Annotated in this window: 20 protein-coding genes; 15 read left to right on the forward strand and 5 right to left on the reverse strand. The window is 70.8% G+C overall.

What is annotated here, in order from left to right; translation table 11 throughout:
• Positions 1-103 precede the first annotated feature (103 nt).
• Positions 104-2,137 carry a hypothetical protein gene (locus tag OHA98_RS14540; protein ID WP_266925896.1) on the forward strand — a complete coding sequence of 678 codons (2,034 nt, stop codon included), beginning with the start codon at positions 104-106 and terminating at the stop codon, positions 2,135-2,137.
• A gap of 195 nt (positions 2,138-2,332) precedes the next feature.
• On the opposite strand, the gene OHA98_RS14545 is transcribed toward OHA98_RS14540, so the two are convergent.
• The 4 genes from OHA98_RS14545 to OHA98_RS14560 form a co-directional block, all read right to left on the reverse strand.
• Entirely contained in the window at positions 2,333-4,006 is a 1,674-nt protein-coding gene (locus OHA98_RS14545; protein ID WP_266925898.1) for an alpha/beta hydrolase, read from the reverse strand.
• A 175-nt stretch (positions 4,007-4,181) separates the two neighbouring features.
• Complete coding sequence (locus OHA98_RS14550) at positions 4,182-5,429, reverse strand: Glu/Leu/Phe/Val dehydrogenase dimerization domain-containing protein (RefSeq protein WP_266925900.1); 1,248 nt, start codon at positions 5,427-5,429, stop codon at positions 4,182-4,184.
• The gene (locus OHA98_RS14555; protein ID WP_266925902.1) at positions 5,426-7,081 is read right to left on the reverse strand and encodes a thiamine pyrophosphate-binding protein; all 1,656 of its coding nucleotides are present in this window, start codon (positions 7,079-7,081) and stop codon (positions 5,426-5,428) included. Before OHA98_RS14555 ends, OHA98_RS14550 begins: the two co-directional genes overlap by 4 nt.
• 95 nt (positions 7,082-7,176) lie before the next feature.
• The gene (locus tag OHA98_RS14560) at positions 7,177-7,758 is read right to left on the reverse strand and encodes a carboxymuconolactone decarboxylase family protein (protein ID WP_266925904.1); all 582 of its coding nucleotides are present in this window, start codon (positions 7,756-7,758) and stop codon (positions 7,177-7,179) included.
• Between the two features lie 378 nt (positions 7,759-8,136).
• Between OHA98_RS14560 and OHA98_RS14565 the strand changes: the two genes are divergently transcribed.
• From OHA98_RS14565 to OHA98_RS14600, 8 genes are all read left to right on the forward strand, one after another.
• A complete protein-coding gene (locus OHA98_RS14565) occupies positions 8,137-9,396 on the forward strand; it encodes an MBL fold metallo-hydrolase (protein ID WP_266925906.1) in 1,260 nt (419 codons plus the stop codon).
• A gap of 148 nt (positions 9,397-9,544) precedes the next feature.
• The gene (locus OHA98_RS14570) at positions 9,545-10,912 is read left to right on the forward strand and encodes an AMP-binding protein (RefSeq protein WP_266925908.1); all 1,368 of its coding nucleotides are present in this window, start codon (positions 9,545-9,547) and stop codon (positions 10,910-10,912) included.
• A 1-nt stretch (position 10,913) separates the two neighbouring features.
• On the forward strand, positions 10,914-11,540 hold the full coding sequence (locus tag OHA98_RS14575) for a TetR/AcrR family transcriptional regulator (RefSeq protein ID WP_266925910.1): 627 nt from the start codon (positions 10,914-10,916) through the stop codon (positions 11,538-11,540).
• Between the two features lie 272 nt (positions 11,541-11,812).
• The gene (locus tag OHA98_RS14580; protein ID WP_266925911.1) at positions 11,813-12,205 is read left to right on the forward strand and encodes a hypothetical protein; all 393 of its coding nucleotides are present in this window, start codon (positions 11,813-11,815) and stop codon (positions 12,203-12,205) included.
• 63 nt (positions 12,206-12,268) lie between these two features.
• Positions 12,269-13,486 (forward strand): acyl-CoA dehydrogenase family protein, encoded by a 1,218-nt coding sequence (locus OHA98_RS14585; RefSeq protein WP_266925913.1) that lies wholly within the window; start codon positions 12,269-12,271, stop codon positions 13,484-13,486.
• Positions 13,486-14,412 carry a hypothetical protein gene (locus tag OHA98_RS14590; RefSeq protein ID WP_266925915.1) on the forward strand — a complete coding sequence of 309 codons (927 nt, stop codon included), beginning with the start codon at positions 13,486-13,488 and terminating at the stop codon, positions 14,410-14,412. Before OHA98_RS14585 ends, OHA98_RS14590 begins: the two co-directional genes overlap by 1 nt.
• Positions 14,413-15,363, forward strand: a complete 951-nt coding sequence (locus tag OHA98_RS14595) for a ThiF family adenylyltransferase (RefSeq protein WP_266925917.1) — start codon at positions 14,413-14,415, stop codon at positions 15,361-15,363. It begins immediately after the preceding gene.
• 21 nt (positions 15,364-15,384) lie between these two features.
• The gene (locus tag OHA98_RS14600; protein WP_266925918.1) at positions 15,385-16,446 is read left to right on the forward strand and encodes a TauD/TfdA family dioxygenase; all 1,062 of its coding nucleotides are present in this window, start codon (positions 15,385-15,387) and stop codon (positions 16,444-16,446) included.
• Here OHA98_RS14600 and OHA98_RS14605 read toward each other — a convergent pair.
• Positions 16,435-16,908, reverse strand: coding sequence for a MarR family winged helix-turn-helix transcriptional regulator (locus OHA98_RS14605; RefSeq protein WP_266925920.1), 474 nt, complete (start codon positions 16,906-16,908; stop codon positions 16,435-16,437). The two genes, OHA98_RS14600 and OHA98_RS14605, sit on opposite strands and share 12 nt — an antisense overlap.
• A gap of 103 nt (positions 16,909-17,011) precedes the next feature.
• Here OHA98_RS14605 and OHA98_RS14610 point away from each other — a divergent pair, with 103 nt between their 5' ends.
• From OHA98_RS14610 to OHA98_RS14635, 6 genes are all read left to right on the forward strand, one after another.
• Positions 17,012-18,520 carry an MFS transporter gene (locus OHA98_RS14610; RefSeq protein ID WP_266925922.1) on the forward strand — a complete coding sequence of 503 codons (1,509 nt, stop codon included), beginning with the start codon at positions 17,012-17,014 and terminating at the stop codon, positions 18,518-18,520.
• A gap of 317 nt (positions 18,521-18,837) precedes the next feature.
• Positions 18,838-19,980, forward strand: coding sequence for a thiamine pyrophosphate-dependent dehydrogenase E1 component subunit alpha (locus OHA98_RS14615; RefSeq protein ID WP_266925924.1), 1,143 nt, complete (start codon positions 18,838-18,840; stop codon positions 19,978-19,980).
• On the forward strand, positions 19,977-21,008 hold the full coding sequence (locus OHA98_RS14620; protein ID WP_266925926.1) for an alpha-ketoacid dehydrogenase subunit beta: 1,032 nt from the start codon (positions 19,977-19,979) through the stop codon (positions 21,006-21,008). Before OHA98_RS14615 ends, OHA98_RS14620 begins: the two co-directional genes overlap by 4 nt.
• Entirely contained in the window at positions 20,992-22,293 is a 1,302-nt protein-coding gene (locus tag OHA98_RS14625) for a dihydrolipoamide acetyltransferase family protein (RefSeq protein ID WP_266925927.1), read from the forward strand. Before OHA98_RS14620 ends, OHA98_RS14625 begins: the two co-directional genes overlap by 17 nt.
• Before the next feature lie 126 nt (positions 22,294-22,419).
• A complete protein-coding gene (locus OHA98_RS14630; protein ID WP_266925929.1) occupies positions 22,420-23,565 on the forward strand; it encodes a class I SAM-dependent methyltransferase in 1,146 nt (381 codons plus the stop codon).
• A gap of 192 nt (positions 23,566-23,757) precedes the next feature.
• Positions 23,758-24,492 carry a Crp/Fnr family transcriptional regulator gene (locus OHA98_RS14635; protein ID WP_266925930.1) on the forward strand — a complete coding sequence of 245 codons (735 nt, stop codon included), beginning with the start codon at positions 23,758-23,760 and terminating at the stop codon, positions 24,490-24,492.
• Positions 24,493-24,569: the final 77 nt, after the last annotated feature.

The raw sequence follows: 24,569 nt of genomic DNA on the forward strand, positions 1-24,569 counted from the left end.
GGGACGCTTCAGGGGTGCGGGGCGGCCGCAGGAATTCCGCCCTCGTCGAGGAGCCCGCCGCGACCGGTGTGATGGTTTCGTCCCGGCCGACGCTGGGCTGTACATGAACACGAAATTCGAACATGTGCCCGATATTGCGCGTCGTCTCGCCCTCGTCCTGGCTCTTGCCGCCGTGCCTGTCGCCGCGGTCTCCCCGGTGGCCCACGCCAAGGGAGCCGAGGCCGCGGAGGTCGTGGTGAGCGCACCGGACAGGTACACGCCCGTGCAGGACGTGCTGTACGCCGCCGGGGACACCGGCTATCTCCACCGGCGGGAGACGGACGACGGATCCACCGCTCCGTACCAGTGGCGCGGATACGACGGGTCGGAGCGGACCGTCGAGGGCTTCACCGGTCAACTGCCCGGCCAGCAGGGCTACTACGGAGCCGGTACGGACATCCTTCCCGTGCCCGTCGGCGCGAGCGGCGTGGTGCAGCTGCGCGACCCGGCGACCGGGGAATCGACGCCGCTCACCGTGCCGGACGGTCAGTACACCGTGGCTTCCTTCGGGCGGACGGTACTGACGTTCTCGTACAACGAGGTGTGGCAGGTGGACAAGCTGCACATTCTCCGGCTCCAGGACGGCACGACCACCGACACCCCGGTCGACCCACCGTCAGGACTGCGATTCGACCGGTACCCGGTCGCCGCCGGGGACGGGCAGCTGGCCGTCGTGAAGTTCACCCGCGGGCACACCCTCGGCATCCTCGACCTGACCAGCGGCACGCTCACCGCCGTCCCCACCCATGTGGTCGTCGACGAGTCCTGGTCCATCCAGGCCGCCGTCTCTCCCACCCACATCGCCTGGTACCAGCAGGGCATGAGCCAGGCACGGGTGATCCGCCGTGACGACCCGGCCGGGACACAGACCGCGGTCGCCGTACCGTCCTCCGGCGAAGGCACCCCCGTCGTCGGACTGGCCGGGGACTGGCTCCTCACCGCCTACCGGCCGCAGACCCCCACCGAGCAGAACCCTCCCGCACGTCGGGGAGGCCCGCTCAGAGCGACCCCGATCGCCGGCGGCACACCGCTGACCCTGCTGGCCTCGGCCCAGCCCGGCCTCGCCCAGATCCCCGGCGGCGGAGCGGTGACGGTCGGCGGCGCGGACGCCGGTGACTGGGCGGTGCGCCGTATCGAGACCGCGTCGGACGGCCGCCCGACGCTGCGTACGCTCTCCGAGGTGCCCGCCGCACCCGCCGTACTGCGCGGCATCGCGCTGGCCGGCGGCCAGTTGGTCACCAAGGAGGAGGACAGCGCACCGCGGCCCTCCTACCAGACGCGGAAGGTGACCCTGACGGGAACGCCGTCGGCCGGGGAACGCTCCGAAGTCACCACCGCCCCTCTCGGCGACAACTACGGCCAGCCGCTGGGCGCGGGCGACGGCTCCGTCGTCCACGTCCGGTACGACGAAGCCACCCAGCGGGATGTCCTCGTCCGCGCCTCGGCGACGGGTACACGCACCGAGGTCGTCCCCTTCGACCGCGTCATGCCGCCGACCTCCGGCCGCGGTCTGCGTGACGCCGCCGGGAGGTACGCGGTCTACGGAGGCGGCGACGAGCGGATGGTCGTCGACTTCGAAGCGGCCGACGGCGGCGCCGTGGTTCAGCAGCTGAAGACCCCGGCCGCCGCGCTCCAGGGGACCACGCTGTGGACCACCGACGGCACCGCGGGACGGATCGAGGCCCGCGACCTGGTCTCCGGCGCCGTCACCCCGTACACGGTCGGCGCCCCGTGCGTGATCCGTGACCTCCGGGTCGTCGGGCGCTGGGTGTACTGGGACTGCCTGGGCCAGGACACGACCGGCGACCTGTCGACCCCCTTCGGCGTGTACGACCTGAAGACCGGTGACGGCATCAGTCTGCCCAAGCGCGGAAAGCTCGGGGACGGGTTCCTCGTCAACCACGACACGGCCGCCGGCGAGCTGCGGCTCACCGACTTCCGCACCGGCACCGCCGCCGCGCCCCGGACGCTCACGGACCTGCCCGCCGTACCAGGCTGGAAGAACTACGACGTGGACAAGTTCGGCGACGGTATCGCCTGGCTGGACGCCGACGGCACGGCCCACGTCACATCGAGCGGTACACCCGCCCGGAGCTGAGTTTTTGATCCGGGCGCGGGCGGCGGCACCTGCCGCCGTCCGCGCCCTGCGGCGCCGATGACGTACGAGGGGGCGGGACCCCGCCAGGAGGTCCCGCCCCATTGTTCCAACGGGTCATGCGCCAACGGCCGTGCGGCGACGGTGCGTCAACGGTCCCGGGCGACGGTCACATGCGCCGACGGGCCGCTTCCGGGCTCAGAACCGGTCCGGGGCACGCAGGGGGAGCGGAGAGCCGGGGAGCACGTCCCGCGTCCGGTTCTCGCGTGCCTCCGCGTTCTGGCCGGCCGTCGCCTCGCAGGTCACGTCTTTCGCCGGGAGCCTGCCGGTGAGCAGGTAGCGGGCGACCGTGCCGTCCGTGCACGCGTTGCCGTTCGGGTAGACGGCATGGCCCTCGCCGCCGAGGACGGTGAGCATGCTGGAACCCTTCAGGTCGGCGTGCAGGGCCTGACCGCTGGGCAGCGGGGTCTGCGAGTCCCACTCGTTCTGGACGATCAGGGAACCCACCTTGTTGTTCACCTCGGTCGCCGGTTCCACGGACTTGTCCCAGAACGCGCAGGGCTTGATGCTGGACGCGAAGTCACCGTAGAGCGGATACCGGCCCTTGTCCTCGATGGCGTCCCGGCGGTAGCTCTCGGAATCGCGGGACCACGCCGCCGAGTTGTCGCCGCACACCACGGCCCAGAAGCTCGCCGACATGTTGTCGGACGGCGCCTCGGCGGCATCGGCGGCGTCCGCCGTCCCGGTCCCTGCGGATCCCGCGAACGGAGCGAGCTTCTTCACGGAGGCGGTCCTGCCCGCCGCCGCCTTCTTCAGCTCCACGACCCCCTCGGTGGCGTATTCCGGGGTGAAGACCGCCACCCGCATACCGCTGCGGATGTCATCGCCGGTGAGCGGCTGCCCCTCCACCTCGATGGGCGTCTCGTCGGCCTGTGCCACCAGGTCCCAGAGGGTCCGGTCGACCTCCTTCGGGGTGTCGCCGAGGCCGTACTTCGCCGAACGCCCGGCGGCCCACTCGGTCCACCGGTCGAACGCGGGCTCGGCGCCCTCGGCCCACCACTGGATCATCCCTCGCCAGGCGCGCGCCGGATCGACCGCGCTGTCCAGCACGAACCGGTCGGCCCGGCCCGGGAAGAGCTGGGTGTAGACGGCGCCCAGGTAGGTGCCGTACGAGTACCCCAGGTACGAGATCTTCTTCTCACCGAGGACCGCCCGGAGCAGATCCATGTCGCGGGCGGTGTTGCGCGTGGTGATGTGGGGGAGCGTGTCGCCCGCGTTCTTCCTGCACTTGTCCGCGACGGTGCGCGCCCAGGCGACGTCCTTGTCGAACGTCTCCTCCTTGTACGGCCGCAGCCAGTTCTCCTCCTCCGGCTCCAGGCCGCAGGAGACCGGGCTGCTCCGCCCCACCCCGCGCGGGTCGAAGCCGATGAGGTCGTACTTCTGCCGGGTGGATTCGGGCAGACCCTCCTTCATCCCCAGCGGCATGGAGAGCCCCGGCCCCCCGGGGCCGCCGGGGTTGGAGAGCAGGACACCGTGCCGCTTGCCGGGCGTGGTGCTCCTGATCCGCGATATGGCCATGTCGATCCGCTCGCCCCCGGGAACCCGGTAGTCCAGCGGGACCTTGATCGTGGCGCACTCGAACTCCGCAGGGGAGTCGGCTTCGCACCGCTTCCACCGCGGCTTCTGCTTCGCATACCGGTCCAGCGCGCTCCGGGCGGCGGGCGAGGAGGCGGCGGCCGAGGAAGCGGCGGGCGAGGAGACGGCCGACGGGGTGCCGGCCGGAGCGGCCGTGGCCGTCGAGGTGGCGAGCGCGGGAGCCAGCGTTGCCGTGACGCTCACGGCTAACAGGGGCACGAGACGTCGTCTGCGCACGAAATTCGATCCTTCCGGTCATGTGTTCGGACAGGAAAGATCCTTCAGGAACCGGCCACGCCCGCGGATCCCTCGTCGAGGCGCACCTCTCTCCACCCTGGGAATGACACAACATCCCTGGGTGGTCCCCTGGTTGTAGGGGAAGGACGGCTGACGGTCGGTTTCCGGCCCCGGCCTACCGGTACCAGCCGAACCGCTCCGCCATCAGCGGCAGGCGCTCTGCGACGATGGCGTGTGCCGCGGCCCTGGGTGTGGAGCCGTCGGCGTCCGCGCGGGCCAGCATCCGGTCGATCAGGTCCCGCATCGCGCGACGGGTGTGCGCGAAGGCCTGGCCGGCGTCGGGGCCGATGTCCCCGAACAGGGTCCACCACCACCAGGCGTTCGTCCCGGAGTTGACCACGACATCGGGCAGCACTGTGATCCCCCGCGCCGTCAGCAGTTCCTCGGCCTCCGCGAGCACCGGCATGTTCGCGGCCTCCACGACCCAGCGCGCCGTGATGCCGGCCTGGTTCGTCGCGTCGACGGCGTACGAGACGGCGGCCGGGACCAGCACCTCCGCTTCCACCGTCAGCCAGGCGTCGCGCGGCAGCTCCAGGTCGCCTTCGCGCAGAACGCCGCGGTCCACCGTCCCATGGGCGTCCCGCGCCATGAGGAGTGCCTCGATGTCCAGACCCTCCGGGTTGGCGATCGTGCCCTTCACATCGGCGACGGCGACGACCTTCAGGCCGGCCCGCGCGAGAAAGCGCGCCGTGGCTCCGCCCATGGTGCCGAGCCCCTGGACGGACACCCGGGTGTTCTCGTACGGAACGCCCGCGCGGTCCAGCGCGGCGAGTGCCGACTCCGCGACGCCGCACCCTCCCACCAGTTCGTCGAGTCCGATCCCGTCCACGGTGACCGCGAAGGCGGCGGCCAGCCGTTGCCGGGCCGCCGTCTCGTCGTCCAGGAGCGGGTAGACCGCCTGGATGGAGGAGACGAGCCCGGCCTCCGCCGCCGCCCGGTCGACGAGGTCCTGGGTGAGTCCGAGGTCCTCACCGGTCGTCCAGACGTTCTCGATGTAGGGGCGCACGGCCCGCAGGTAGCGGACGAGGACGCCGTACGCCGCCGGGTCGCGCGGGTCGCAGTCGATGCCGCCCTTGGCGCCGCCCAGCGGGATGTAGCGGGCCCGGGTGTCGGCGGCGTCGTAGTGCAGCGCCTCCTTCATCGTCATGCCGCGGGCCAGTCCCGCGACCTCCGCCCGGGTGCAGCCCTCGCGCATCCGCAGTCCGCCGCTGGAGACGCCGCGCACCAGCCGGTCGACGACCAGATAGCCGTTGCGGCCGGTGACGTGGTCCGTCCAGGTGAGGGAGATCAGGGGGTCCTGAGGATGCGGTGCGGCAGGTGCGAGGGGTACGGCGGAAGGGGTCGACGCCGTCGGTGCGCTCATCGGACAGGCTCCTCGGTCACGGTGATCAGGGTGGGCCCAGGGGTGGCCAGGGCCAGGGAAAGAGCGCGGGCGAGGGCCGCGGGGGAGTCGGCGTGGCTGCCGCGGCCGCCGTAGGCACGGGCCAGTGCGGGCAGGTCGACGGGGGGCAGGTCGACGGCGACCGGGTGGTCGCCGCGGGCCGCCATTCCGTCGCGGATCTCGCCGTAGCCGCCGTTGTCGAAGACGACGACGGGCAACGGCAGCCCCAGCTGCGCCGCGGTGGCCAGCTCCTGCACGGAGAACTGCAGGCCGCCGTCACCGCTCAGTGCCACGACCTGGCGCTGCGGGCAGGCGGTCTTCGCCCCGATGGCGGCGGGCAGCGCGTACCCGAGCGTGCCGAAGCCGGTCGGGTGCAGGAAGCGCCCCCCGGGGCCGACCGGGAGATGCGGCAGCGCGCCGTAGTAGCAGCACTGGGCGCTGTCGGAGGTGAGGACCGCGTCCGGGGCGAGCACCTCGCGTACGGCGCGGAGATACGGCAGCCATCGGGCGTCGCGGTCCGCCGTCTCCGCGTCCCGCCCCGCGCGCAGCGCCGCCACCGGGCCGGCGGGGTCCGGCGGCCGGACGTCCCTGCCGGCACGGTCCGCGGCCCCGGAATCCCCGTCCGACGGTTCCGCGAGCACCTCCAGCAACGCCGCGACGGTGCTGCGGGCATCGCCGGTCAGCGGGTGCTGGGCGGGCGGTCCCGTGTACATCTGCGCCGGGTCGAGATCGATCCGGATCAGCGTCCCGGAGAGGGCGGGCGGCGCGGACCAGAGGTCGGACTCGGCCAGCTCCGTGCCGATGGCGAGCACCGCGTCGCAGCCGGTCAGCCACCGCTGGACGGAGGGGCTGTGCAGGGACACCCCCAGCGCCAGCCGGTGCGTCTCGTCGACGATGCCCTTGCCGTTGGCCGTGGTGACGACGGGGGCGCCGAGCCGTTCGGCGAGGGCCAGACACCCGGCCGCCGCGTGCCGGGCGCCGCCGCCGAGCACCAGTGCGGGCCGCTCGGCCGACCGCAGGACCCGCGCCGCGTCGCGCACCGCGTGTCCGCCCGCGCCCGGCCGGGCCATCGGTGGGGCGAGCCGGACCGGTCCGGCCGGCTCCACGGCCTCCAGCAGGTCGAGCGGCACCTCGATGTGGACGGGGCGCGGGCGCTCGTGGCGCATCAGGGTGAACGCCCGCGCCACGGCGGAGCCGATCTCCTCGACCGAGGACACCCGGTGGCTGAACGCGGCGACTCCCCGCAGGGCCTCGGTCTGGCTGCGCATCTCGTGCAGCAGACCGGTCGCCTGCCGGGGGTGACGCAGTGGCATGCCGGGCGACACGACCAGCAGCGGAACGCTGTCGGAGTAGGCCTGGCCGACCGCCGCGGCGATATTGAGCAGGGCCGGACCCGTGGTGGTGATCGCCACCCCGGGCCGCCCGGTGACCCGCGCGTACGCGTCGGCCGCGTATCCCGCGCCCTGTTCGTGGCGGGGCGCGACATGGCCGATGCCGTACGGCCCGAGATGCCGGTAGATCTCCAGGTTGTGTGTGCCGGGGATGCCGAACGCCTGCGTCACGTCGTGTGCCGCCAGCGCGCGGACGATCGCCTCGCCGCCGGTCAGCGACGTGCGGCCGGTCTGACCGGACATGCTGCCTCCCTCCGCGAACGGGTCGCGTTACTGAACCGTCAGTCAGTATCGGGAAGTGCCGGCACCCCTGTCAAAGCGATTACGGCCGCATGTGGTCACCGCTGACCGGCGGCTTTGCCCTGTGCCGGACCCCGCACCTCGCAGTGGTCCTTGAAGCCCTGGCTGGTCAGACCGAGGGCGGCGTTGGTGCGCGCGCGCATGTTCTCGACGGAGATCATGGTCGTCAGCTCGACCAGCGCCGCCTCGCCCAGCGAGGTCCGCAGCCGGTCCACCAGTTCGTCGCCGACCTGTGGCGGGGTGGCCGTCATGGCCTCCGCGTACTCCATGACGTCACGTTCCAGCGGGCTGTAGAGCGTGCTCCCGCGCCATTCCGGTACGTCCCGCAGCTTGCGGGCGTCCATCCCCCGCTGCCGGTTGGTCCAGTAGCCGAAGTCCATGCACCAGCCGCACCCGACCGACGAGGCGGTCACCATGACGGCGAGTGCCTTGAGGTCCGGGTCCAGGGCCTTCCACCGGCCCACGGCCAGTTCGAAGCGCAGGCCGGCCCACAGCACCCGGGTGTGGTGGGCGGTGGCCCGCACGGGGTCGATGACCTTGCCGTACGTACGGTTCGAGTACCAGGACACGCAACGGTAGAGGACGCCGCGGGGCGGGTCGAGCGAGATACGAGCTGTCATGACCGGTCTCCTGATGAGCTGCGGCGCGGGGCCTGCGCCCCGGGCGCCGGATACGGACGCTTCACCGAGGGGACGTACGGCGGCCCGCAGGATGTGACATCGGGCGGCGGACGGGCGGAATCCTGCGGTGGGTACGGACGTTGGAGTCGGCATGACGGAATGCGAACCCGCGCGGGAGGCGCCGCCGCGACTCATCGGCGAACGGGACGGCCGGGTGCTGCCGGCCCCGCCTGCCGGCCAGGTGTACGGGCGGCCGCGTGCCTGAAGGACCACCGGCCGCTCACGGCACCGGGTGCGCTGCTCCGTTCACCGCTCTGCTCTCGCCCTGTCGTACAGCCCGACGATAATGAAACGACACCGACTCCCTCAGGAGATGCTGTGACCGGCGCCGACTACTTGCTTCCGTTCCGTACGAAACTGCGTTCGATGCGTACCGAGGCCTTCGGTGCCGATCCGGCCGGAGCCAGGATGGAGCGCATCCGCCGCTCGCCCAACTTCGCCGACGGAGTGTTCCAGAACCCGGTGGGGGCGCGGACCAGACCGTCCGGCTCCACGCTGGAGTTCGCCAAGATCTATTTCCACAAGGAGCAGCGGGCCCGCAGGGCGCCGGCCGGCACCGTGCCCGTGCACCCCACCACCCTCGCCGATCTGGCCGAACCGCCCGCCACGGGTCTGCGGCTCACCTGGATGGGCCACTCCAGCGTCCTCGCCGAGATCGACGGCCGACGGGTCCTGTTCGACCCGGTGTGGGGCGAGCGCTGTTCCCCGTTCGCCTTCGCCGGGCCCAAGCGCCTGCACCCGGTGCCGCTGCCGCTGGCGGCGCTCGGGCCGGTCCATGCCGTCGTGATCTCCCATGATCACTACGACCATCTCGATCTGCCCACGATCCGGGCCCTGGCGGGCACGGACACGGTCTTCGCCGTCCCGCTCGGTGTGGGGGCCCATCTGGAGCGGTGGGGGGTGCCCGCCGACCGGATGTACGAGCTCGACTGGAACGAGACCGCGAAGGTCTCCGGGATCAGCCTGACCGCCACCCCCGCACGCCACTTCTGCGGCCGCGGGCTGCGCAACCAGCAGCACACCCTGTGGGCGTCCTGGGCGGTCGCGGGACCCGAGCACCGGATCTACCACAGCGGCGACACCGGCTATTTCCAGGGCTTCGAGGACATCGGTGCCGAGCACGGCCCGTTCGACGCGACGATGATCCAGATCGGCGCGTACAGCGAGTACTGGCCTGATATCCATATGACACCCGCCGAGGGCATGCGCGCCCACCTGGACCTCCAGGGCGGCCGGCCCGACGGGGTGATGCTGCCGATCCACTGGGCCACGTTCAACCTCGCTCCGCACCCGTGGGCCGAGCCCGGCGAGGGCACCCTCGCCGCGGCCGACGACGCCGGCCAGCGGCTCGCCCTGCCCCGTCCGGGCGAGCCCTTCGAACCGGCGGGGCAGTACGTTCCCGTCGAGCCCTGGTGGCGTGCGGTGGCGCCGCAGCCGATCGAGTACCGGCCCGCCGGGGCGGCGCGGACGGCACAGGACGTGCCCGGGATCGCGCCGGGCGAGTCCGGGACGGGGCACGGGGCGGCCCCTGCGGCCGAAGCGGATTCCGGGCGGGCGGAGGTCGCCCCGACGCCGTAACGGCCGGGGACGGACACAGGACGGCCGCAAGGTACGGGGCCGGCCGCCGGAAGGCACAGTTTTGAGCAGTCCGGAAAGGGCCGGCTGCGTACGCTCGGCTCTCGCGTGCCGGTGGTGACCGGTGGGCGGGAACCGAGGGGGCCGGAGAATGAGCGACACACTGCCCGGAACGAGCCGTGCGGGAGTGGGGGATGCCGGGGACCGCATCGAGTTCGCGTCGCGCGACGAGATCACCGCGCTGCAACTCACCAGGCTCCGCGGCACCCTTGCTCACGTCTACTCCCGGGTTCCCCACTACAGGTCCGTCTTCGACGGAGTGGGCTTTCATCCCTCGGAGCTGCGCGAGCTGTCCGATCTGGCCCGGATCCCGTTCACGACCAAGGAGGACCTCCGGGCGAACTACCCCTTCGGCATGCTGGCGGTGCCGCGGCGGGACGTGGCCAGGCTCCACGCCTCCTCGGGCACGACGGGGCTCCCCACCGTCATCGGGTACGACCGGGAGGACATCTCCATCTGGTCCGACGTCATGGCCCGTTGCCTGCGGGCGGGCGGGGTGAGACCCGGTGACACGGTGCATGTCGCCTGTGGGTACGGGCTGTTCACCGGTGGGCTGGGCGCCCACTACGGGGCGGAACGGCTGGGGTGCACGGTGGTTCCGGCCTCGGGCGGAATGACCGAGCGGCAGGTCCGGCTGATCGCGGACTTCAGACCGGACGCCGTCGTGGTGACGCCCTCCTATCTGCTGGTCCTCGCCGACGCGATGAAGGCCGGCGGGATGGATCCGGCGGCCTGCTCCCTCTCGTACGCCCTGCTCGGTGGGGAACCGTGGACCGAGGGCATGCGCACCGAGATGGAGCAGGCCCTCGGTCTGGAGGCGACCGACCTCTACGGCCTGTCGGAAGTGATGGGCCCCGGGGTCGCCTGTGAATGCGTCGAGGCCAAGGACGGCCTCGTGGTCTGGGAGGACCACTTCTTCCCCGAGATCGTGGACCCGGTCGACGGAACCCCGCTGCCGGACGGGCAGTTCGGGGAACTGGTGCTGACGACCCTGAGCCGGCGGGCCATGCCGGTGGTCCGCTACCGCACCCGCGATCTGACCCGGCTGCTGCCCGGTACGTCACGGTCCATGCGGCGTCTCGAGAAGATCGCCGGACGCAGTGACGACATGATCAGTGTGCGGGGAGTCAACGCCTTCCCCTCCCAGTTCGAGGAGCAGATCCTCCGGGTCCGCGGTCTGGCCGCGCACTACCGGTGCGAGGTGAGCAGGGTCGGACGGCTGGACGAGGTGACCCTGCGGGTCGAGGCGGCGGAAGGGCGGGCGGGCGACGGGGAGGCCGGGGACGGTGGGGCCCGGATGGCGGCCGAACTGCGCAGACGGGTCAAGGACGGGATCGGTATCTCGGTGGGCGTCGAGATCCTGGCGCCGGGGACCCTGGAGCGCTCGACGGGCAAGGCCGACCGGGTGCTGGACCACCGCGGGCACACCGGAGCCGTGGCCGGTCCGGCGGGCAGTTGACGTGCTGCCCGCCGCATCGGCGCGCGGCACGGGCGGCCGGTCCGCCCCGTACACCGTGGAAACGCTGCTCGCCGTCTCCGTCGAGGTGTTCAACGAACGGGGCTACGACGGGACGACGATGGACGATGTGGCCCGCGCGGCCGGAATCTCCAAGTCCTCCCTCTATCACCATGTGCGGGGCAAGGAAGAACTTCTCGAACGTGCGGTCCGGCGCGCCCTCGAAGAGCTCTTCCGGGTCTTCGACGACGCGGAGGCCCAGCGGGGCCCTGCCGTGCTGCGGCTGGAGTACGTCGCCCATCGGGTCGTCCGGATGCTGGTCGCCGAACTTCCGTATGTCACACTCCTGTTGAGACTGCGGGGCAATACCGGCGCGGAGCGGGCGGCACTGGCCCGGCGCCGCGAGTTCGACCGCCGGGTCACGGGCCTGGTGGAACGGGCGGTGGCCGACGGGGACCTGAGTGATGCCGTCGAACCCCGGCTCGCCACCCGACTGCTCTTCGGGATGATCAACTCGGTGGTGGACTGGTACCGCCCGCACATCGCCGCAGCCGGTCCGGCGGCCGTCACGGGGCGCGAACTCGCCGACGCCGTCGTGCGCCTGGCCTTCCAGGGCCTGCGCCACACCTGAGCCCGGCGGTCCGCCCGTTCTCCCCCACCGTGAGCGCTGCCGTGCGGTCCTGAAAGGGCCCGTGCGGCAGCGCGCTTTCCGCTGCCCGGACATTCCCGGGACGGCCGGCCCATAGCCAGAATTGAGCATCAGGCGCGTGACGCAGGTCGCAGAAGACCTTGCCGATTCTGCTCAGATTTGAGCAGGGAAGCGGTTCCGCCGCATGGCACGGTTCGTACCGACCGACCAATTGGTCGGCTCACGGAAATCCAACGCAGAAACGCGGGAGTGAGATGTCGGTATTCGAGTCGGAGAAGGCGGCGGCCGAGGCGCTGGGGCGGCTGATCACCGAACTGTGGGAGCAGGAGGGCGTCCGGGCCGGACTGCGCGACAGCGGACTCACCGTGCTGTTCCGGCACACGAAGCCCAACTGTCCGGTCTTCCTGTCGGCCGACGGGGTCGTGACCGGGGATGAGGCGCTCCGGCCCGCGAGCCACACGCTGAAGCTCACCAGCAGTACCGCGCACGCGCTGTGGCTCGGTGAGATCCCGGTGGCGAGCGCGCTGACCGGAGGCAGGGTGACCATCTTCGGAAAGATGGCCGCGGTGCCGGACCTGATGAACATTTTCGGCCCGGCCTTCGAGCTGTACCCGAAGATCGCCGCAGACCTGAAGATCGCCGGCTGACCCCGCTGCCGCGATCCGCGCACATCCCCGGTGGCCTGCCTCAAATTCGAGAAGAGGAAAACTGTGACGACTTTTGCACCCTCGGCGGAACTGAACTTCGACGTACTGCCGGCGGAGGTCGAGAAGTACCGCGACACGATCCGTGAATTCGCCCAGAACGTCATCCTTCCCCGTGCGATGACGAACGATCAGGCGGCGCACGACGAGATGGACTGGGACATGGTGCAGCAGGGCCATGACCTCGGTCTGATGCGTATGGGGATACCGACGCAGTTCGGCGGTCTCGGCCTGGGGGCGCTCGGGGCGTCCGTGGTCATGGAGGAACTGGCGGCGGCGGACCCGGGTGCCGCGCTGATCTTCGGTGGCAGCGGCCTGGCGCAGGCCCCGATCCTGTACTCCGGGGACCCGCACCTCCAGGCCCGGTACCTTCCGCTGTTCACCGGTGACAAGCCCGTCCTCGCGTGCAACGCGGTCACCGAGGAACTGGTCGGCATGGACCTGATCGTGCCGGACAACGCCATCCACGCCCGGTCCATGACCACGGCACGCCGGGAGGGCGACCACTATGTCCTCAACGGCCGGAAGCGGTTCATCACCAACGCGCCCGTGGCCACGTTCGCCTCGGTGCCGGCGAACATGGAGGGCCACCCCGGCTCGACCGGACTGACCTACTTCATCGTCGACCTGGACCAGCCCGGCGTCACCCGGGGCCCGGTGGCGGACAAGATGGGCTACCGCACCGCGCTGGGCGGCGAGCTCGTCTTCGACAACGCCGTCGTGCCCGCGGAGAACGTCATCGGCGGGGAACTCGGCGGCTGGAACCTCAACATCGCGCAGAGCAACATGTGCCGCGTCACCTGCGCGGCCATCGCCACCGGCATCGCCAGGCACGCACTGGAGAAGGCGATCACGTGGTGCGGCGAGCGCATCCAGGGCGGCAAGCCCCTCTACAAGCACCAGTTCACCGCGGGAAAGCTCGCGAGGATGACGGCGAGCGTCGACGCCGCACGGCTGCTGTACCTGCACGCCGCGAACAAGGCCGACAACCGGATGCCCGCCCCGGAGTACGAGCCCGCCGTGGCCAAACTGATCGCGGACCGTACGGCGATCGATGTCGCGGACGCCGCGGCCTCCCTGATCGGCGCACGCGGATTCGTCCGGGACCACGGCATGGAGAAGGTCCTGCGGGACGCCTACGGCCCCCGCATCTACGAGGGCACACCGGAGGCCCTGTCGATCCTGATCACCGAAGGCATCTACCGCACCGAGGACGAGGACTGATGGCCACCGCGGCCGTGGTGGCCGAGCCGCGGGCGCACCCGTCGGCGGTCCGGTTCGCCGAGGACATCGTCCGGCTGCACCGCCGGCTGAGCTTCGCCGGGCTGCCGGACGCCGTCGGCGGGCAGCCGCTGTACCTCCGGGAGTCACGCGACGGCGATCTTCTGACCCTCGCGGTACGGGAGTCCCAGCTGCCCCGGCGGTACGTGCTGGGCATCCAGGGCTTCCGGCTCGCACAGTTCCTCGAAAGGGGCTGGGTCTGCCGCAGCCATCTGCACCGGCTGGCGGCCTTCCACGAGCCGCTGCGCCCGCCGCATCCCGTCGACGACGTCCATGTCGTCGCGCTGTCCCCGGCCACCGGGAAGATCCTCGGATACACCTTCCTGGCCGGGTCGCTGGACGCGGAGCCGCTGCCGCTGGACAGCCCGGCGCGTGCCCGGCTGTCGGTGGAGCGCGACCACGGCCTGGACCTGCTGGGCCGGGCGGCGGCCCCGGGCTGGACGACGCACCGGGTCTACGAGGCCAAACGCCAGCTGCGCGCCGCGGGGATGCCCCGGGGCGTGCTGGCCACCCGGATCCCCTGGCACGTCATGGCCGGCATGGGCCGCTCGCTGCTCGCGCTCGGCGGCCCGCGCGGCCGGGTCATGGTGGCGGGGGACGCGAAGGAAGGCGGTTCCTTCCGGCATCTGGAGCTGATGGGCCTCGATCTCGACATCGTGCACGGCCCCCCGCCGAACGTGCCCAGGACGGATCTGTTCTGGCCGCTGTTCGACACGGACCTGCACGCGAAACCGTTCCTGGCCCGGCTGCCCGGGACCTTCGCGGGCGATATGGGCGCCATCGAGGGATACCTCGCCGACGCGGACGACGACCGGTCCATCCGCGTGCTCATGGAGGAGCGCGCGGCGAGCAGGGAGGCACGACGCTAGATGACCGAACTGAGGACAGATCCGCAGACCGCCGCACGCAACGGAACGGACCGGCCACCGGCCCCGGAGGACTTCTACGGCGAACTCACCCGCCGGAACGCCGGTGTGGTCACCGGGGCACAGCAGGAAGTGCTGCGCACGGCGACCGTGCTGATCGCGGGCTGCGGTTCGATCGGCGGTGCGGCCGTGGTGCCGCTGGCACGGATGGGCGTCCAGCACTTCCTGCTCGCGGACTCGGGGGAGTACGAACTGAACAACCTGAACCGGCAGCACGCCACGGTCCGGGACCTCGGGCGGAACAAGGCCGAGGTCGCCGCGGAACGCATCCTGGAAGTCAATCCGCATGCCGAGGTACGCGTCTTCACCGAGGGCGTGACGGCGGCCAACGCCGCCGAACTCGCCGGAAGCTGTCAGATCGTCGTGGACGGTGTGGATGTCACCACGATGTCCGGGGTGCGGGCGAAGTTCCAGCTGCACAAGAGGGCGGCCGCACTGCGGCTGCCGCTGGTGACCGGCTGGGACATGGCCGGCGCGCTGTACGCCCAGTACTTCGACTACCGGAAGATCGAGAAGCCGTTCAAGGGTGTCATCACCGAAGGGGATCTGGACCGGCTGAGCACCTGGGAGCTCATCTTCCGGATGGTGCCACTGCGCCGGATACCGACCGAGATGCTCGCCGAACTGAGCCCGAACCTGGAGAACCGTACCTACAGCGTTCCCCAAGTCGCCTACACGGCTGTGCTGTTCGGTTCGATCGCCTCACACATGGTGGCGAAGCTGCTGGCCGGCGAGGAAGTCCGGGAGGAAGTGGTCCTCGATGTGCACAGGGCGGTACGCCCCGCCGCGGCCAGTTCGGCCCTGCTGTTCAGAAGGCCTAGGGAAGCGCGCCGGATGGTGCAGGCACTCGCCCTGCACCGGCTGCGGCGGCTGCTCGGAAAGAAACCGACCTGACCCGAGGAGGGGAGATCCGGCATGAGGTCTCTTCGGCACGACGAAGAGCACGACGGCAGGAGGGCGACGGCGGGGGAGGAGAGAGTGCTGGCGTACAGCGCGATTCCGGCAGAGGCGACCGTCGCACTGGCGCCGGAGGAACTGGGCTGCTTCGTGCGGGAGGCCGCCCGGATCCGGGCGGCCCACGTGCAGGACACGCTCGACAACCCCCGCGTTCTGGCGGCGGCCGAGATAGCGGCGCAGGGCCTGCCGGACCGGCTGCTGGCGCGCCTCATCGAGCTGCGGACGCTGAGCGGCTCCGGCGCGATTCTGATCAAGGGGCTCCCGGTGGACGACGCCCTGCCCGACACCCCCGCGGGGGTGCCCGCCCCGCCCGCCTGGCCGGCGCTGGCGGTCAGCACCCTCGCGCAGCTGAGCATCATGAGCGTCCTCGGCGACACCATCTCCTACGCCGACGAGAAGGGCGGCAGCCTGATCCAGGACGTCTGTCCCGTGCCGGGGGCGGAGGCCCGTCAGGAGAACACCGGGAGCCAGCTGCTCGAACTGCACACCGAGGACGGCTTCCACCCGTTCAAACCGGACTTCCTCAGTCTGTACTGCCTGCGTGGCGATCACGACCGGGTGGCCGGTACGGTCACCGCGTCCATCGGGAGCGTCCTCGGCCGGCTCCCGGAGCGGTGCCGTCAGGTGCTGAGCCGGCCGTTGTTCCGCATCCGGTACAGCAGTTCGTTCGTCGGGGACGGGCCGGAGTGCCGTACGCCGGACATGACCGTCCTGAGCGGGCCGCCGCACGACCCCGATCTGTGTGTCGACTTCCACGCGATGGAGGGAACCACACAGGAGAGCAAGGAGGCTCTGGAGCTCCTCTACGAGGCCATGAAGGACGAACTGGCCGGAGTGGTGCTGGCGCCGGGCGACATGATCGTCATCGACAACCGGGTCGCGGTGCACGGCAGGACCGGGTTCCGGCCGAAGTACGACGGCCGTGACCGCTGGCTGCGGAGGTGTTTCGCGGTGGCGGACCTGCGTCCTTCCCGGGCCCTGCGTGGCCGCGGTACCAGGGTGTGTGCCTCAATCCTCTGAGCGGGCGGCGGAGTTCGCGCCGATGACCTCCGGGCCGGGCCCGCGCAGTATCGCCCCGAGACTGCGCAGGGTGTCGGTCTGGCCTTCGGTGAGCCGGCCGAGCAGCGCGTCGCGCAGAACCTTCTCGCTGGTCAGGCGGGCCTGAGCGAACTTCTCCCGGCCGGCCGCGGTGATCTGGACCTCGGTGCCCCGGGCGTCGTTGGGCGCCGAGTTCCGGACAGCCAGACCACGGTCCTCCAGCGCGAGCACGATGCGGGAGACCCGCGGCTGGCTGAGGGTGACCTTCGAGGTCAGTTCCGAGACACGGATGCCGAGCGGCCGGGCGGCGAGCTGGGCGAGGACCTCGAACCAGCTGATGCACAGCTCATGGCGTTGCCTGAGGGTGCTGTCGAGCTGTTCCGACACGTCGTGGTAGGCGAGGGACAGTCCGGCCCAGGCGTCAAGATCGGGGGATTGCGACACCCGCGCATTCTAACTCAGCTTGACCCATGCGTGCGCATGAATCTACCGTGCTGTGCGACGCCACGCATGTGTGGTCCAACTGGCTGAGAAGGGAAGGCCTTTGATGGCTGAGACAAGAGATGGGGTGCCTGGAGAGGCGTCCGCGCAGGGCCATCCGCGACGCTGGCTGATTCTCGCCGCGGTGGGAGCCGCACAGTTCATCGTGCTGCTCGACTCGACCATCGTCAACGTCGCCTTACCCTCCATCCAGCGCGACCTCGACGCGTCGACCAGCAGCCTGCAATGGGTGATGAACGCCTACATCCTGCTGTTCGGCAGTCTGTTGCTGCTGGGCGGAAGGGCCGCCGACATCCTGGGCCGGCGGCGGGCGTTCGTGGTCGGGCTGGTCGTCTTCACCCTCGCCTCGGCCGCCTGCGGACTCGCCTCGTCCTCCGAGATCCTGGTCGGAGCGCGGGCACTTCAGGGAATCGGCGCCGCACCGCTGTCGGCCGCCGCGCTGTCGATCGTGGTCTCCGTGTTCCGGGAGCCGAAGGAACAGGGAATCGCTCTGACGGTCTGGAGCGGCCTGGGAGTCATCGGCGGCACGGTCGGAGTCGTGCTCGGTGGCGCCATGGTCGACTGGGCGGACTGGCGGTGGGCGTTCTGGCTGAACGTCCCCATCGGCATCGCCACCCTGGTCGCCGCGATGAAACTCGTACCGGCCCTGCGGCCGGGTGACGGCACCGCCCGGCCCCGGTTCGACCTGCCCGGAGCGGTCCTGGCCGTCGCCGGACTGCTGATGCTCACCTACGGTCTGATCGGGGCGGCCGAGAACGGCTGGACCTCCATGCGGACGCTCGGCCCGATCGCCGGCTCGCTGATCGTCCTGGCCCTCTTCGCCGTGGTGCAGCTCCGCACCCAGGACGCGCTGATGCCGCTGCGGCTGCTGGCCATCGGCAGGTTCACGGTCAGTGGCCTTGGTCTGCTGCTGGCCTCCGGGCTCATGATCACGGTCTTTTACATGGTCAGCGTCTACGAGCAGGAAGTGCTCGGCTACAGCCCGCTGGAGGCCGGACTCGGGATGCTGGGCATGGGCATCGGGTCGACACTGATGGCCTTCGGTATTCCGGCGGTCCTCAAGAAGCTCGGGCTGGAGCGTACGTATCTGCTGGGTTCCGTACTGCTGCTGGCCGGCTCGCTGCTGCTGGTGGACCTTCCCACGAGCGGTTCGTACGTCACTGTGCTGCTCCCGGGCACCACGGTCATCGGACTCGGACTGCCCGCCTGTTTCGTGTCGCTGACGACCATGGGCGTGATGCAGGTCGAGGAGTCCGAGTCGGGGCTCGCCTCGGGCTTCCTCAACACCCTCCTCCAGGTGGGCGCCGCCCTGGGAATGGCCACGGTCGTCACCCTGGCCGCCGCACACACCACGACACAGGTGGGAGAAGGGCACGGGCTGCGCGAGGCGATGGCCGCCGGGTACAGCTGGGGCTTCGTCGCACTGGCGGGGGTGGCGGGCGTCAGCGTCCTGGTCGCCCTGGGCTTCGTGATCGGTTCGCGGAAACCGGCGCGGGCCCGCCCGGCCACGGGGAGCAGCGAATCGGTGCCGGTGGGGTCCGACGCGGACGTGTAGGCGAGGGGCCCGTCAGCGCGGGCCGGTACGGGAAGGACCGGCGCGAGGGAGGCCGGGGCGCCGCCGCGCTCCGCCCCTTCGCGTCTGCACTGCCGCAGTTCCGGCACGTCGCCGACGGATCGTCACGCAGCGGTCCAGTAGCGAAAATTGACACATTTCATTGTGGTGCAGGCCTCACTTACGGCAGAGGGGAGTGCTCAACATTGAGCACGCCGCGCGGATGTCCGCTGGCAGTCTGTTCATGCCGCCGGATCAGCCACCCCACCTGTCCTCTGGAGCGAAAGGTTGTTCCGGAAACACCATTCGGAGACTCTTTGATGACGCAACTCCACACCGCCACCCACCCGCACGAGGCCGACGCGGCGGCGTTACGAGCCCGCGAAGCGCTGCTGCCCGAGGTGAGAGCGCTTCGCGTCCTGGGCACCGAGCAGGCCGCCGGGGCGGATCCGGACCTGCTCCTGTCCTTCCACCGCCGGCTGGTGACCGGTCGCCGGTTCAACGAACAGGTGACCACACTGACCCGGCAGGGCATGCTGGCCGGCTACCCCTCCAGCACGGGCCAGGAGGCCTGCCAGATCGCGGCGGCCCAGGTACTGCGACCGCAGGACTGGCTCTTTCCCACCTACCGGGACGCCCTCGCCGTCGTGGCGCGGGACATCGACCCCCTCCAGGTCCTCGGGCTGATGCGGGGGGACTGGCACAACGGCTATGACCCCCGGGAGACCCGGACCGCCCCCCTCTGCACCCCGCTGGCGACCCACCTGCCGCACGCGGCGGGACTGGCCCACGCGGCGCGCCTCGCGGGCGACGACGTGGTCGCCCTGGCACTCACCGGCGACGGGGGAACCAGCGAGGGGGACTTCCACGAGGGGCTGAACTTCGCCGCCGTCCAGCGGGCACCGGTCGTCTTCCTCGTGCAGAACAACGGCTACGCCATCTCCGTACCGCTCCACAAGCAGTCCGCCGCCCCGTCGCTGGCCCACAAGGGAGTGGGCTACGGGATGCCCTCGACACTGGTGGACGGAAACGACGTGCTCGCCGTGCACACCGCTCTCGGAGCCGCGGTGGAACGGGCACGGGGCGGGGGCGGCCCCACCCTCGTCGAGGCCCTGACCTACCGGATCGACGCGCACACCAACGCGGACGACTCCACGCGCTACCGCCCGGACTCCGAGGTCGAGCGGTGGCGCCGGCGCGACCCCGTCCTCCTGCTGGAGCGCGAACTCCAGGAGCGGGGGCTGCTGGACGAGGCCGTGCGCGAGAAGGCGGAGGCGGAGGCCGACGCGCTGGCAGCGATGCTGCGCCGACGGCTGGGCGCCCCCGCCGGCCTCGATCCGATGGACCTCTTCGAGCACGTCTTCGCCGAGCCGACCAGCCAACTCCTGGAACAGCGCGACATGCTGAGCGAGGAACTCCGGCTCGACGCGTCGCAGGGCCCGGCCGGAGGTGCGCACCGATGACGCGGACCAGCATGGGCAAGGCCCTCAACACGGCCCTGCGCGACGCCCTCCGCGAGGACCCGGCGGTGCACATCCTGGGCGAGGACGTGGGCGCACTCGGCGGGGTCTTCCGGGTGACCGACGGCCTGGCCGCGGAGTTCGGGGAAAGCCGCTGCGCCGATACGCCCCTCGCCGAATCCGGCATTCTCGGCTCCGCGGTCGGTATGGCGATGTACGGGCTGCGGCCCGTGGTGGAGATGCAGTTCGACGCCTTCGCCTACCCCGCGTTCGAGCAACTGGTCAGCCATGTGGCGCGGATGCGCAACCGCACGCGCGGCCGGCTCCCGCTGCCCCTCACCATCCGCATTCCCTACGGCGGGGCGATCGGCGGGGTCGAGCACCACAGCGACTCCTCCGAGGCCTACTACATGCACACCCCAGGCCTCCAGGTGGTCACCCCCGCCACGGTCGCGGACGCCTACGGCCTGCTGCGCGCGGCCATCGCCTGCGACGATCCGGTCGTCTTCCTGGAGCCCAAGAGCCTCTACTGGTCCAAGGCCGACTGGTCCGAGGACCGGCCCGGGGAAGTGCCGCCGCCCGGCCGGGCCGTGGTGCGCCGGGAGGGGCGCTCCGCCACCCTCCTCACCTACGGTCCGGCCCTGCCGATGTGCCTGGAGGCCGCCGACGCGGCCCTGGCCGACGGACGCGAACTGGAAGTCGTCGATCTGCGGTCGCTCGTCCCGTTCGACGACGAGACCGTCTGCGCCTCGGTGCGGAAGACCGGGCGGGCGATCGTGGTGCACGAGGCGGCCGGATTCGGTGGGGCGGGAGCGGAGATCGCCGCACGGGTCACCGAACGCTGCTTCCACCGGCTGGAGGCCCCGGTCCTGCGGGTGACCGGTCTGGACATCCCGTATCCGCCACCGATGCTGGAGTCCCATCACCTGCCGAACGCCGACCGGATCCTCGACGCGGTGGAGCGGCTGCAGTGGAGCGATGAGCCGGCCGGCCGGACGGGGGAGCGAGGCCGTCATGCCGTCGACGCGTGAGTTCGCGCTGCCCGACCTCGGCGAGGGCCTGGTCGAGGCGGAAGTGGTGAAGTGGCTGGTGCGGACCGGTGACCTGGTCGCCGTGGACCAGCCGGTGGCCGAGGTGGAGACGGCGAAGGCCCGCGTGGAGGTGCCCTGTCCCTACGGGGGCGTGGTGGCCGAACTGTGCGTCGCCGAGGGGGCGACCGCCGAAGTGGGCCGGCCGCTCATCCGGGTGGCCGTCGAGGAAGTGGACCCTGCCGGTCCGGCCGCGGCGGAGGAGTCCTCGGGCCAGGTGCTGGTCGGATACGGCACCTCGGGCCCGGCACGCCGACGCCGTACGGGCGTGGCAACGGCCGGCGGGCCGCCGACGCCCGCATCGCCGGACGTGATCTCCCCTGTCGTGCGGCGCCTGGCCCGGACGCACGGCGTCGACCTCGGTGGCCTGTCCGGCAGTGGGCCCGGCGGTCTGATCCTGCGCCACGACGTCGAGGCGGCGATCGCGGCGGACAAGGACGGGAAGGACAGGAAGGAAGGGACGGGCGAGAAGGACGGGAGGAACGAGAGGGACGGGAGGAACGGGAAGGGCCGCACGTCGGAGCCTGCCGGACAGCCGGCCGAGCGGCGTACCGCGCTGCGGGGCGTACGAGCGGCGGCGGCGGAGAAGTTCAGCCGGAGCCGGCGCGAGATACCGCATGTCACCTGCTGGAGGGACGTCGATGCCACGGGGCTCCTCGCCGCGCGGGAGCAGCTTGCCACGGCCGACGGGCCCCGGATCGGCCTGCTGGCCCTGCTGGCCCGGATATGCGTCGCGGGGCTCGACCGCTTCCCGCAGTTCAACTCCCGTGTGACGCCCGAGGGCGACGCGATCGTGCGGTTCCCGGAAGTCCACCTGGGCTTCGCGGCGCAGTCGTCCCGGGGCCTCATGACGCCGGTCGTACGGGGCGCGCGGCGGATGCCCATGGAGACCCTGGCCGCCGAACTGGGCCGGCTCACACAAGCCGCCCGGGAGGGGAGGCTGACTCCCGCCGAGCTGACGGGCGGCACGTTCACCCTCAACAACTACGGCGTGTTCGGAGCCGACGGCGCCACCCCGATCCTCGACCATCCGCAGGCCGCGATGCTGGGGATCGGCCGCATCACTCCCCGACCGTGGATCCATCGGGGCGAGATGACCGCACGCGACGTCGTGCAGCTCTCGTTCACCTTCGACCATCGTGTGGGCGACGGAGCGGAGGCGGGGGCCTTTCTCGGATTCGTCGCCGCCCATGTGGAGCGGCCGGCCCTCCTGCTGCGCCATTGCTGATGCCCCGCTCCCACGACCGGGCGCGGGAGTTCCCACCGGAAGCACTCGTCTCATCGAGCGCTCCGCGATCCGGTCCGCCGCTCGCCAGGAGCTTCCCCATACATTCGGTGAAAGGAACGTTCTGCCATGCCCTTGCCTTCGCTCGTCTCCTTCAGGAAAGACGACAGCGTCCGCCCGCTCGTCGACTACACCAAGCTGTCGGCGGACGGGGCCGCTCCTTCGGAGATCCGCGCGGCGCACCAGGTGTACGAGCACCTGGTGTCGCTCTGGGCACCGTCCATCATCGAGGCCGCCCACGACCTCGGCTTCTTCGTCGAACTCGCCGACGGGGCGCGCACGGCGGACGAGGTCGCGCATGCCCGTGGGACCGACCGCCGGGCCACCCGCGTCATGCTCGACGCGCTGTACGCCTACGGCCTGGTCGGCAAGTCCTGCGAGGGGTCCGTCCCGCACCGCTACGTACTTCCCGACGCCTGTCGGGGGGCACTTCTGCCGGGAGGCTTCTTCAGCCTGGTCGGCAAGATGGCCCATGACCGGAACGTGGCGTGGAACGCGTGGAGCGATCTGGCCCGGACGGTGCGCCGGGGCACGTGCGACGAGTCGGGGGAAGACCTGGCGAACGGGATATCGGAGACCGATTACGAGGACCTGGTCACCGGCATCAACTTCTGGGCACCCCCGATCGTGGACACCCTCGCCAACTGCCTCGCGGACAGCGGCTGGAAGGCCGGCGAGGCGGTGTCCGTACTCGATGTCGGATGCGGGACCGGACTGTACGGACAACTGCTGCTCCAGCGTTTCCCGCAGTGGCGGGCGGAGGGCATCGACGCCCCGCGCATCGTGCCGCTGGCCGACGCCCAGGCGAAGCGGCTCGGTGTCGAGGACAGGTTCACCGGCACGGTCCAGGACATCTGGCGGGGCGGCTGGGGGGAGGGGGCCGACCTGATCCTGCTCAACAACATGATCCATCTGCAGACCGCAGAGTCCGGGCGGAAGCTGTTGCGGACCGCCGCCGACTCGCTCGCCCCGGACGGACTCGTCTGCATCGCCGACCAAGTGATCGTCAACGATGAGGAGTCACCGCAGGACCGCTTCGCGATGCTCTTCGCCGCTTCCATGCTGGCGACGGGCGGAGGGGACGCCCACTCCCTGGACACCTGCAAGGAATGGTTCGCGGCGGCGGGTCTGGAAATGGTGGCGGTCCTGGACGCGCCGATGCACCGGGTCGTCATCGCGGGGCATATCGGTCGGACCGGTTTCCCGGCCCGCTGAGACTTTCCGGCCCTTCCGCCGGAAAACACGGGGGTGGTGGCATCCGAATTCGGACAGGATGCCGCCACCCCCGGCGAGCGGCCGGGCGGAGATATATCGTGCCGACATAATTGTGCGGCCATTCGGATGTCATGGGTCACGAGGGGGAAAACCTCCGGGCGCCGCAGCGGTGCACGGACATATCTGGATAGTGTGCAGGTTGAACGCGCCCATGCGAGTGGGCCGTTCGGCGTGAATGACACGGGGGATGGGATGAATGTAGAGCATGATTTCTGTGAGGGCGTGAAAGAGTATTTCGACAAAGAGGGATTCGTTGCTCCGCTTGTTCGCCTGGAAAAGGGGCAGTTCCTCTACACCTGCGGGGCACGGGACAGCAGCATCTACGTGGTGGTCGACGGCAGGGCGAAGACGCTGGGCCTCACCAGCAACGGAAAGACCTGCTTCCTGGACATCCACCTTCCGGGCGATCTGTTCGGGGAGTCCTGTCTTGTGCTGGGGGAGCGGACGGAGACCGCGGTCGCCATGGCGTCCCATACGATTCTCCACCGGTTTCCGCGCGAGCACTTCTTACAGGCGCTTGCGGCCAAGGGGCTGGATGTGCAGTTCATGCAGCATCTCGCACGCAATTGCTACGAACAGCAGAAGCGGATCGCCCAGTTGGTGACGATGGGCAGTCAGCAGCGGCTGGCCGAGGCGCTGCTGCGGCTCGCTCATCGAGCCGGCGTGGGAAACGGCGACGTGGTTCGCATCAACTGCCGTGTTACGCAAGGGGAACTTGCCGAGATGGTGGGCACCACACGCTCCCGGATAGGGTATTTCCTCAAGAACTTCCGCGACGAACGCATCATCTACCTGACCGGTGACCGAAAACTGGCGGTCAATACGCGCAAGGTCAACACCTACCTCCAAGTGGCTTCCCTTTCCTGACCGGCACGAAGGTGTGTGCGGCAGGGGTGCTCGCCGTGGTGAAGGCCTCGGTGCCGGGTGGGGCTCCCGGCCGGCCG

The sequence above is a fragment of the Streptomyces sp. NBC_00654 genome (assembly GCF_026341775.1).
Lineage (GTDB): Bacteria > Actinomycetota > Actinomycetes > Streptomycetales > Streptomycetaceae > Streptomyces.